Raw genomic sequence first — 7,722 nt, 5'->3', positions numbered from 1 at the left:
CAGCCGCTCCCTGATCTTCGGTGCGCCCCAGTTGGGCTTGTCCTGCTTGGTCCGCACAATCAGCTTCTCGATTTGGAAAGGAAGCTGATTGGCGTGCCGGTAAGGCCGTCGCGATCGATCTGTCAGTCCTTCCAGACCGCTGTCGTTATAGCGGCTGATGATCTTGTGACCGGTCTTGCGGGAGATGCCGAATTCGCGGCACAGCGCCGCTATCTTCTCGCCATCCAGAACCCGCGCAACGAATTTGAGACGCTCGTCCATGCGGTTGCACTCCTGCCAAGGCACCTTCGCTCTCCTCGCAAAGGCCAAAAGTGTAACCCATGTCTCCGGTATGAACTGTCACCCCTCTCTCGGGAAGGACACCAGCAATGATGAAGTCTTTTGCCGCGGTGTCAGCCGCGAACGGAGGCCGCGTAGCAACTCAGAATACTCGACATAGAAGAAAGGCGACCAATGGGCCGCCTTCCAAACGCTCGCTCTGCCGTTTCTTACTGCGCGGGTTGTGCCGGCGCCAGGAACTCGGCGCAATAGGACGGGCCGTTCACGCCCGGGATGTCGCCGACGACGCGGATGCTGCGGATCGTGTAGTCGGAGCTGGTGACGATTTCCGCCTGGCAGCGCAGGTATTGCGTGCGGGCAGCCGCGATCTGCTTGCCGCGCTTGCCATCCGCGCCTTCTGCGTATTTCGCCGGGGTGCGAACCGTCTTGTAGCCGCCCTTCCAGGTGTAGGTGACGCTGGAGCCGTTCTCGACATCGTTGATCGGCGGGCCGAATGCGGCAAAGAACTTGCCGGCCGACTGGCCAACCCAGCGATTGGAGATCGGATCTGCGGAGGTCGGAATCGTCGTGCAGCCGGCAAGCGCAATGGCAAGCCCAGCCGCGGCAAAGGTGCGGAGTTTCATTCTATCGTCCTTGAAAAGTTGTCGCGCATTCGACGGCGGGAATCGCTGGTCTGCAGCGGTTTCCGCTTGTCCCGCCGAGGGCTTTAACGCGGAACCCGGCAAAAGAAAATCGGCCCGCCTTGGCAATCGCAAAATTTGCCGCAAGTGTGTCATTTTGCTCCACTTAGTGCTCTCAGGAGGTGCGCCGGCCCTGTCGGCAAAAAATGCGCCGGCTTTTGAATTTTGGTGCTTGCGCAACGAGATGGGCCGGTCTATAGAGGCGCCGCTGGTCACGGAGTGTAGCGCAGTCTGGTAGCGCACCACGTTCGGGACGTGGGGGTCGAGTGTTCGAATCACTCCACTCCGACCAGCCGATAACGCCTTGTCCCGAAAGGCTTTTTAGCTTTTTATAATCCTCGAATTTTTACCCTCACGAGGGGTTCACTGACAGAAACTCTGACAGAAACTCCGGATTTCTGTCGTTTCTGTCAGCCGCGAAAGCAAAGACGATTCTAGCGCCAACCGAAATGTCGTCTCATGGACGAGATCACCGCGCTTTCTCCTGAGCTTCGAGACGCTCGCAAAGGCGTTAGGCCGCCTTGGCGGAGCCGGACAGCTTGATCGCGGTCGAAGCGATCGATCGATCTTACGTTTTCTTTTGCCGGTTTCCACTCAAGAGGTTCGGTGTCATTTCTGATTTCATCCAGTGCGTTTCAGTTTGCACGTGATCGGCCCTTACGTACTTTGCCATGCGAATTTGCATTTCAGTTTCTGCGAACGCACCTGCCACCCTCACAACGAAACCTTCTCGATTGCGGGTGTCTAAGGATAGCGCTAGCTCCTCGAACAGGCCCGGCCTGAAAGGTCCACGATATATGGTTTTCACGGCCGTGATGCCCAGTTCGTCGAAACGCTCTATCGTGGAGTCCCACGCCTGAAATTTGTTGCCAACGATCCAAGCGAATCCCATGAAGTATGAAGGTAGGTCCCGATAGGCCAAGGAATGCTGAGCATAGAGGTTCTCTCCAACGATGCGTTCTTCATTCCCGAGCTGGGGGGAAATGCCAGCCGCGAACGCCTTCATCCAATTCCGCGACGGGTGATGACGGCTGTCGGGGCTTCTAGCATACATACCTCCCGCATGAATGGTCGTGTTTTCGCCGTCCATCTTCTCTGTAACGACCAGATCATCCACCATCAGCCCTTCCAGCGAGGAAATGGTCTTGTCGTCGCCTGTTGCTCCCGGGGAGATCGGAAGGTGATATGTACGACCATATTTCTTTTCCATGCAGAGGTGACCCTCCCTCTTCAGTAGAGCGACGACATGAAAGACTGTTATCAGTGCTGCAGCCCGCCATGAGGTTCCGCGTCAGCAAGTGTCCAATATGTAACATGTTGAACTACAAGCTCTGAAGTAGATGAGCACCATTCTCAGCAGGCATTTTTCTTGTATATCGTACCATATTTCGAGGTGCCTCCCGCTGGTGCGACGAGACATCAATCACGTTAGAGGGGCGTCCGCGCAATGTTCACACGACTACGGTTAGACCATTTCAAAGCTTGGCAGACCACAGGCGATATCACTCTAAAGCCGGTCACGATGTTGCTTGGTACCAACTCTTCGGGAAAATCCACTCTTATTCAGAGCCTCCTGCTTCTCAAACAGACCGCACGGTCGCCAGACCGAACAATTCACTTGAACCTCGGTGGTGACGAAATAAACGACCTTTTCAACTTCGGGAGTTTTGAAGATGTCTTTCACCAACCGGGACAGGGGGCACGTCAGTTCTCTATAGCATTCGATTTCGAACGCCCGCTTGGTGATCGCATCAAAGGGGGTACTTTCGAATGCGCCTACGGCCAGACATCTTCAGGCAGCGTCACAATACAAGAATTGATGCTCCAAACAGGTAATCGCAAGTTCAGAGCCGTGCGTCGAGAAAAAGGCGCGTTTTCGATCATGGTGGACGAGGAAACCCAACCGAGAGGCAAGGGAAGACATTACACACCTGAAAGGTCGATAGCCTTTTCGGCCGACGCGATCGCTCTCTTGGAAAAAGAGGGGCAGCTTGTCGAAGACTTCAGCCTTGCAGTGCGGCGAGAGCTTGAGGACATCGCATATCTCGGGCCACTTCGACGCAAACCTGAGCGAGATTACCCCTGGAACAAAACGAATCCGGGCGATCTTGGCAGTGATGGTCGTGGAGCAATCGACGCTCTGCTGGCCAGCGCTCTGCTGAGGAGTGACGAACGAAATTACGTCGTAGATCAAGTTTCTCTTTGGCTTTCGCGGATGAAGCTGGCCGACAAAGTGGAAGTGCGCCAGAACGGCCGGTCGAATCGTTACGAACTGATCGTTCGTCGAGATGGTATCGTTTGTAATCTACGCGATGTGGGAATCGGAATTTCCCAGGTTCTTCCAGTTCTGGTGGTTGCCTTCTTCGCGCCTAGTGGAAGTACAATCATACTCGAGGAGCCTGAGATTCATCTCCATCCACTCGCTCAAGCAACACTAGCAGAGCTGTTCGTTGAAACTAGTAAACAGCGAAACGTTCAGTTCGTTGTGGAAACGCACTCCGAGCATTTGTTTCGCAGGATGCAAACTCTCATAGCAAAACAGACGACAGATACCCAACGGACCTCGATGTACTTTGTCGAGCGCGATAAAAAGTCGGCGTCTCTACGCGAGCTGCAAGTCGACGAGTTTGGGAGAGTTGGAAACTGGCCCGATGGGTTCTTTGGGGACGCTATGGGGGAAACTCGCGAGCAAGCTCGTCACATGTTCGCGCGACAGAAAGCCTCCACCCGATGAAATCGCGTTATGTGATCGACACGAACGTCTTGATTGCCGCCAGCGCGGCCGATCCCAACAATCCAAAGGACATCGACGCGACTCCAGCTGACCCAGATCGCCGAATGGAGGTATGGGACTGGTTGGGTGCGTTCGAAAAAAGCGAGTCTCGCTTGATCTTAGACAGTGATCTGAAAATCCTCGAGGAATACCGTAATAAGCTCGGGTTCAACGACTACGGAATCCAAGTCGTCATACATAAAATGAGCACCGCCGCGTTAGACAACGTACTCGTAGAATACGACGCTAGCGGTCATGGCGTTTTGCCGGCAACGTTGGAGGCGGTCGTGCATGACCTCGAGGATAGGAAAATGGTCGCGGCTGCTTTAGAATCGCATTCTTCTTTCGGAGAAGGTTGCATCGCATTCGCTGGTGACACGGACTGGCATGATTGGGAAACTGAATTATGCGCTCATGCGCTACTTCTGGAGCCCATTATTGAAGATTGGTCTAGGCAGAAGCATCAGGAGAAGAAACTGAGATGAACTTCAGCAAGGGTGGAGAAGTGCGGGGCTAAGGCGAGGTTCCGACATCTCAGGCGGGAGCAGCGGTGGTTTGGGCCAAATCCTTGCCGAACACCGATAATACGGTGATCACATCGTCGTTTTTGGCGAAAACAATCCTAGTGTCCTTCAAGCGCAGTTCGTAGACAGGCCCAACTCTATTGCGCGGGAGCGCCAATGCATAGACATCGTTGGCAGCCACCGCTCTGAGTATCATCTCGCTTAGCTTGCGAGTATCGATCCCTCTGCTTTCCATCGCATCCACCGCCCTTTTGGCCAGACGGACTTGGGGAAGGTTGTCGATGTAGATTCTGGATATCCGCTGCTCGGGGGAATGCAGATAGGTTGGAAGTTTTGATCCCCTGATCCCGTCGGGGAATCGTAAGATCAAACGCAGGCGTTTCAGAAAATCCTCTTCAGTGAAAACTTCTGCCTCGAGTGACCTACTGACGTTGCGAAGGATGGTATCGAGCGTTTGCGCGGCTTTCTTCTTCTCCAGAATTTCTTTGACCTTGTCGATCCTGGCGGCGATCTTCGCTAGGATGATGTTGATGTAGCCGCGAGCGAGGATGTTGTCGCCCTTGTCCCGGTTACAGGGGACGCATGATGGTGCGAGGTTCTCGTAGCCACGTATATCGAACGATCTTGGGAGACCTAATGCGACTATGGTTTCGGTCATTTTTTGACGGTTCGAAAGCAGCGACTCCGGAACCACATGGTCGATACAAACTAGCGTGAATTCGATCTCTTTCCCGCAATGCAGGCACTTCTTTCTGTGAGCGGTCCAGAGTGCTTCTCGGAACGCGGACGAAAAGGATTGTTGAGCCAACAGAAGAGCCAATCTTGACAGTGGGTGCCGACGGGCAGGGGCCCCCGACTAGCAAAAAATTTGATACCCGGCGCGCACAGTCGCCAAGAGGCCACAAAGGCGTCCTACAGATTCTGCTAGCGATAGCTTAACTGCCACGAAATCGCTCTCAACTAACCGGCGCTATCTGGCCGGGTCAAGAACAAACTGTTACGCTGCAGAACCAACTCTTCTTGCGGCCATGGGACGGCGTCTTCGACCTCTCCCCGGATAGTACTTTTCCCTCCCGTGGGGAGCCCAATCGCCACTGCCGCAACTTCGAATGAGGCTCGCACATCTCTGCGCCGTCTTAGTGACGACAGAGGTTCGGGGTCATGCGGCATCCTTTTTGATGAGGACGTCGCCGTGCCACTTCACGAGTTCTTCCCTCAGCGCCTTGGGTAGACGGTTCACAAGCCGGACCGCATAGAGTTGCTGATCTCGCGCAGTCGTGGAGAGCTTCTTCATTCTTCTGAAGCGAGAAAGGATACGCCGAAGGGTCTGCCGATCACGCGATGAAGCCCGACAGGACGTCTTCGACTACATCGAGATGCGGGGGGGGTACACGGGCTCCGTTAACGTGTCGATCGCTTTATTCCGTTTGACCGGCTTGCCGGAGGGAATCGAGCCCGGCATTTATGCGGTCCGAACGACAGACGGAGGCGTAACATGGCGAATTTTGGCTCTCCCGCTCATACTGCCGCGATGGGCAATGCGGCAGGAATGATGGTAATTGCGGCCGCCGGCGTCGGCCTCGCAAGCGCAATCGGCGACGGTCTCGCCGCCGCCGCGCGTGCACGTTATGAGCAACGCTACGACGACGCGCTGTCGGCCGCGACCAGTCATGCGGACAGCATGGAAACTCTGGCGCGGACTGCGATGGCTATGCTTGCCGAGCTTGAGGCTGATAACGCGCGCCTTCGTGCTGCCTGCCGTCAACGGCAAGAAGCTATCAACGTCATGAAGGCGCGCCGTGCATGACGTCAACTTTGACTGAGGAAGAGTGGCAACTCGTCTGGGCGTACTACGGCGACGTGGCCCACCAGCACCCAGAATTGCACGCGATGATGCTCAACATCGCTAAAGCTCAAGAGATTACCGCTAAAGCAAAGGCGATTCTCGAGCGCACTCCCGACGTGCCGCCTGAACCATGTGACGAAATGAGCTGAACGAAAGGGTCCGCCAAGTTGGCGGGCCTTCTGTCAAAGGGCGAGTTGCAATTCCGATGATGCTCCATTGCTTTTCAACATGAGAGCGCGGATTTTCCATTTTTCTTCCGGCGACAGGACTGGCTTCGCCTGGGGTGCACTTATTGATCCGACGACCGGCACGCCGAAAATCCCGTGATCTCCGCCCTCGATCCACTTTCGAACCTTGCCGGGGCCAGCTTTTGCAAGCGAGGCAAGTTCAAGTTCGTCCATCGTGAGCAATGTCATCCTGGCATCCGATCGAATCGCGGAAAGGTCGAGGGTACTCCGTGCTGCCGCCGATGCTCCGGCGTACTTCACGACGGTGTCGATGCCGTCTCGATCAAGACGATGAACGTCCGCCTGAGCCTGACGGTTGGCTTCATATTCCTCAAGCAGTTCTTTGCTCGTCATATTAGGCGAGAACTCCGGCCGTTGCATCATGCCGCTGCCGCTTCCGAAAATTGCGCGAAATGGAGTCAGTGCAAGCTGTTCGGTCAAACGAATGGCTCCTATCGTACCCTTCCAAAGCCGCGCCAATGCCGTCGCAATTGCTTTCCACATGTCTCAGTCTCCTTGCCTCTATTCATTGCCGTAGTCTTCGACGATCGGCGGCAACCTACAAACTCGGCGGTGTGCTTAGCGACCTGACCTCACCGTAAACCAAGTGGGGCGGCGCTTCCGTTCTATTTTCAGGCTTCCTTAAAATTCGAGCGTTCAGCGCTACAAATTGTTCGGGTGTCGATGTTAGGACGCTCGCAGGAATTAGAGAGGAGCCGCCAGACAACGAAATCGTAAGACGACGACATCGCCAACTTCGACGGCAGAAATAGACGGCCAACCAACCATCCTTTGAAATACTTCCGTTTCCAAGGCGGGTGCCGGCTTACCGTCTGCCGGCTGCAAGAAGGAGTTCGACAATGTCGAAGCCCTACCATGTCCGTCCGGCCGGCCCGGGGAAAACTGAACCTAGCCCCGCGGTAATCCGTCGTCCCGATGGTTACTTCCCCGGTGAAGTACAGTTCCACGTCTGGCGCTATCCCCGGGTTCCCGACACGTTCCAGCTCGCCCGCGGTGTGATCCGCGAGTATCAAGCTTACGGCTTGCTCGGCTGGCAATCTGGTCCGCGTGCGTCTCAGCTTTCGCTGTCGCGTAACTGGACCCTTCGCCTTCTGATGGTCGATCAAGCATTGACGGCAGAGGCGGAAGTGCTGCTCTACCCGCGCGCGGCGAAAGTCGCGAATGCGGCAGAGCCGGAGCGTGGAGTGGTGGTAACCATCCCTCTCTCGACCCCCGAAGAGGAGGTCGAGCTCCGCAAGTTGACGCGCTACGTGCTTCGTCTTGCAGTGTGGGCGGGTGAACGTCTTGGCGACCGCTTCGAGGCGTATCTCGAGGATCAGGGTCTCTAGTCCTAAGTCCCCCGGCGTCACGGCGTCGGGGGACATCCCATTTT

Annotated in this window: 11 protein-coding genes, 1 tRNA gene and 1 pseudogene; 7 read left to right on the top strand and 6 right to left on the bottom strand. The window is 55.6% G+C overall.

Annotation, left to right across the window (positions count from 1 at the left end):
* Window positions 1-285 (bottom strand): helix-turn-helix domain-containing protein (locus C934_RS0120715; protein WP_442965930.1); only part of this gene is annotated, 285 nt, incomplete at its 3' end.
* Window positions 286-488: 203 nt separating this feature from the next.
* A complete protein-coding gene (locus C934_RS0120710) occupies window positions 489-902 on the bottom strand; it encodes a hypothetical protein (RefSeq protein WP_018858535.1) in 414 nt (137 codons plus the stop codon).
* Between the two features lie 272 nt (window positions 903-1,174).
* Here C934_RS0120710 and C934_RS0120705 point away from each other — a divergent pair.
* A tRNA-Pro gene (locus tag C934_RS0120705) sits at window positions 1,175-1,251 on the top strand.
* 276 nt (window positions 1,252-1,527) lie between these two features.
* Here C934_RS0120705 and C934_RS0120700 read toward each other — a convergent pair.
* On the bottom strand, window positions 1,528-2,169 hold the full coding sequence (locus C934_RS0120700) for an RNA ligase family protein (RefSeq protein WP_026371966.1): 642 nt from the start codon (window positions 2,167-2,169) through the stop codon (window positions 1,528-1,530).
* A gap of 312 nt (window positions 2,170-2,481) precedes the next feature.
* On the opposite strand from C934_RS0120700, the gene C934_RS0120695 reads away from it, so the two are divergent.
* Both C934_RS0120695 and C934_RS0120690 read left to right on the top strand, forming a co-directional pair.
* Window positions 2,482-3,693 carry an AAA family ATPase gene (locus C934_RS0120695; RefSeq protein ID WP_245267987.1) on the top strand — a complete coding sequence of 404 codons (1,212 nt, stop codon included), beginning with the start codon at window positions 2,482-2,484 and terminating at the stop codon, window positions 3,691-3,693.
* Complete coding sequence (locus C934_RS0120690) at window positions 3,690-4,217, top strand: hypothetical protein (protein ID WP_018858532.1); 528 nt, start codon at window positions 3,690-3,692, stop codon at window positions 4,215-4,217. Before C934_RS0120695 ends, C934_RS0120690 begins: the two co-directional genes overlap by 4 nt.
* A 49-nt stretch (window positions 4,218-4,266) precedes the next feature.
* Here the strand turns inward: C934_RS0120690 and C934_RS0120685 are convergent, their stop codons facing one another.
* Both C934_RS0120685 and C934_RS36200 read right to left on the bottom strand, forming a co-directional pair.
* On the bottom strand, window positions 4,267-5,064 hold the full coding sequence (locus C934_RS0120685; protein ID WP_156828777.1) for an HNH endonuclease: 798 nt from the start codon (window positions 5,062-5,064) through the stop codon (window positions 4,267-4,269).
* A gap of 351 nt (window positions 5,065-5,415) precedes the next feature.
* Window positions 5,416-5,550, bottom strand: a complete 135-nt coding sequence (locus C934_RS36200; RefSeq protein ID WP_018858530.1) for a hypothetical protein — start codon at window positions 5,548-5,550, stop codon at window positions 5,416-5,418.
* On the opposite strand from C934_RS36200, the pseudogene C934_RS33850 reads away from it, so the two are divergent.
* The 3 genes and pseudogenes from C934_RS33850 to C934_RS0120670 form a co-directional block, all read left to right on the top strand.
* Window positions 5,528-5,635: pseudogene (locus C934_RS33850) on the top strand (IS3 family transposase); the annotation flags it as partial. The gene C934_RS36200 and the pseudogene C934_RS33850 sit on opposite strands and share 23 nt — an antisense overlap.
* 116 nt (window positions 5,636-5,751) lie before the next feature.
* A complete protein-coding gene (locus C934_RS0120675) occupies window positions 5,752-6,063 on the top strand; it encodes a hypothetical protein (RefSeq protein ID WP_018858529.1) in 312 nt (103 codons plus the stop codon).
* Window positions 6,060-6,251: a hypothetical protein gene (locus tag C934_RS0120670; RefSeq protein ID WP_018858528.1), complete on the top strand. Its 192-nt coding sequence runs from the start codon at window positions 6,060-6,062 to the stop codon at window positions 6,249-6,251. The genes C934_RS0120675 and C934_RS0120670 overlap by 4 nt, the downstream gene beginning before the upstream one ends.
* A gap of 33 nt (window positions 6,252-6,284) precedes the next feature.
* Here C934_RS0120670 and C934_RS0120665 read toward each other — a convergent pair whose 3' ends face one another.
* Window positions 6,285-6,770 (bottom strand): hypothetical protein, encoded by a 486-nt coding sequence (locus tag C934_RS0120665; RefSeq protein ID WP_198011828.1) that lies wholly within the window; start codon window positions 6,768-6,770, stop codon window positions 6,285-6,287.
* Window positions 6,771-7,189: 419 nt separating this feature from the next.
* Here C934_RS0120665 and C934_RS0120660 point away from each other — a divergent pair, with 419 nt between their 5' ends.
* Complete coding sequence (locus tag C934_RS0120660) at window positions 7,190-7,678, top strand: hypothetical protein (RefSeq protein ID WP_018858526.1); 489 nt, start codon at window positions 7,190-7,192, stop codon at window positions 7,676-7,678.
* Window positions 7,679-7,722: the final 44 nt, after the last annotated feature.

It is taken from the genome of Rhizobium sp. 42MFCr.1, assembly GCF_000377185.1.
Lineage (GTDB): Bacteria > Pseudomonadota > Alphaproteobacteria > Rhizobiales > Rhizobiaceae > Rhizobium > Rhizobium altiplani.
This window is presented reverse-complemented; position numbering and strand designations above follow the sequence as displayed.

Bases quoted from the DNA above. Each gene is read 5' to 3' on its own strand.
- C934_RS0120690 (WP_018858532.1), top strand. From the start codon at position 3,690: ATGAAATCGCGTTATGTGATCGACACGAACGTCTTGATTGCCGCCAGC.
- C934_RS0120710 (WP_018858535.1), bottom strand. From the start codon at position 902: ATGAAACTCCGCACCTTTGCCGCGGCTGGGCTTGCCATTGCGCTTGCC.
- C934_RS0120700 (WP_026371966.1), bottom strand. From the start codon at position 2,169: ATGGAAAAGAAATATGGTCGTACATATCACCTTCCGATCTCCCCGGGA.
- C934_RS0120660 (WP_018858526.1), top strand. From the start codon at position 7,190: ATGTCGAAGCCCTACCATGTCCGTCCGGCCGGCCCGGGGAAAACTGAA.
- C934_RS0120670 (WP_018858528.1), top strand. From the start codon at position 6,060: ATGACGTCAACTTTGACTGAGGAAGAGTGGCAACTCGTCTGGGCGTAC.
- C934_RS0120695 (WP_245267987.1), top strand. From the start codon at position 2,482: ATGTTGCTTGGTACCAACTCTTCGGGAAAATCCACTCTTATTCAGAGC.
- C934_RS0120675 (WP_018858529.1), top strand. From the start codon at position 5,752: ATGGCGAATTTTGGCTCTCCCGCTCATACTGCCGCGATGGGCAATGCG.
- C934_RS36200 (WP_018858530.1), bottom strand. From the start codon at position 5,550: ATGAAGAAGCTCTCCACGACTGCGCGAGATCAGCAACTCTATGCGGTC.